The organism is Mesorhizobium sp. M2C.T.Ca.TU.002.02.1.1, assembly GCF_003997225.1.
Genome location: NZ_RZTO01001110.1, coordinates 1 through 1,584, shown reverse-complemented (window position 1 = coordinate 1,584; position 1,584 = coordinate 1). Strand labels below are relative to the sequence as shown.

Here is a 1,584-nt window from a genome sequence, read left to right as displayed (position 1 = left end):
GATCCGCGCTCGGCCGACATGCCGGCCGACAAGATGCCGGCGGAAGAAACCGCATGCCGCGAGCGGCTGAAGGCGCTGGGCGTCGAGTTCGAGGAGCACAAGGCCGAGCACGATGCGCAGATCGGCTGCTCGATCCCCTATCCGGTAATTTTGAAGACGCTCGGCAAGTCCATCGGCATCAGCCCCGGCACCGAGCTCAACTGCCCGATGGCCGAGGCGGCCGCGCGCTTCATGGCCGATGTTGTCCAGCCGGCGGCCAAGGCCGAATTCGGCACCGATTTGAAGTCGGTCAACCAGGCCTCGGCATTCGTCTGTCGCCCCCGCAACGGTACGCGCAAGCCGTCGGAACATGCCTTCGGCAACGCGCTCGACATCGCAAGCTTCACCCTGTCGGACGACAGGAAGATCGAGGTCGGTCCGGCGCCGCCGGAGAAGGATGCGAAGTTCCTCGCCGCGGTCCGCAAGGCTGCCTGCGGGCCGTTCAAGACGGTGCTTGGGCCGGGCGCCGACCCTGACCATGCGCTGCATTTCCATCTCGATCTGGAGCCGCGCCGCCACGGCGGCACCTTCTGCCAATAGGCGATTCCCGGAAGTCTTGGCCGCTTCGGGCCCAAGAACAACGCCGCAATTCCGCCCCAGGCATGAATGCCGGCGCTGATCTTTCCTTTACTGTTGAGGGTTAACCTTGTGCCATTCGGGGACAAGGACGCCCTTCAATGGCTCGAAGACTTGGCGCTGTGCTGATGGCGGCGCAACGAAACAAGTGCGCGCGGATCGCGATTGTCGGGCTGGCCGCGGGCGCCATCGCGACGATATCGGCCTGCACGACCGGTGACGTCTTTGCGCTGCAGCCGGCCGTCGATGTCGGCAGCCAGACGGCAGCCGTGCCGCAACCCGACGCGCCGCAATATTCCGGCATGCAGCGCCTTGTTCCGTCCAACCCCTACATGACCCAGGCCGCCTATCCGCGCATGGATGAGCCGATGTCGCCTCTCGAGCAGATGCCGGCCAGCGAGATCGACTGCCGCAACGAGCTGAAGCGGATGGGCGTCGTCTATCAGGACGTCCAGCCGATCCATGAAGGCCAGTGCGGCATCGACTTTCCCGTAAAGGTCTCGGCGATCGGCAGCGTCGCCATGAAGCCGGCGGCGACGCTGACCTGCAACATGGCCGCCACCTTTGCCGCCTGGACGAAGAACGAGCTGCAGCCGGCCGCCCGCTGGCGCTACTTCTCCGGCGTCAAGGCGATCCACCAGGGCTCCAGTTATTCCTGCCGCAACATCGCCGGTGAAGGTGTTTTGTCCGAGCACGGCAAGGGCAACGCCCTCGACGTCATGAGCATCGAGCTCAACAATGGCGACGACATCGACGTCCGCAAGCCCGGCCTGTTCGCTTTCCGCACGCGCGGCTTCCTCAACAATGTGCGCGCCGACGGCTGCGAATATTTCACCACGGTGCTCGGCCCCGGCTACAATTACGACCACCGCAACCATTTCCATTTCGACATCAAGAACCGCAAAAGCGGTTACCGCGCCTGCCGCTGAGGCGGCTCTGCCCCAAAACGGCCAACACCGCATAAAATGG

At 64.4% G+C, this 1,584-nt stretch carries 2 protein-coding genes; both read left to right on the top strand.

Annotated elements, in window-relative coordinates; all coding sequences use genetic code 11:
- The coding region (locus EOD07_RS33840) for an extensin family protein (protein ID WP_206519645.1) at positions 1 to 579 on the top strand (579 nt) is incomplete at its 5' end.
- A 137-nt stretch (positions 580 to 716) separates the two neighbouring features.
- Positions 717 to 1,544 carry an extensin family protein gene (locus EOD07_RS33835; protein ID WP_127238300.1) on the top strand — a complete coding sequence of 276 codons (828 nt, stop codon included), beginning with the start codon at positions 717 to 719 and terminating at the stop codon, positions 1,542 to 1,544.
- Positions 1,545 to 1,584: the final 40 nt, after the last annotated feature.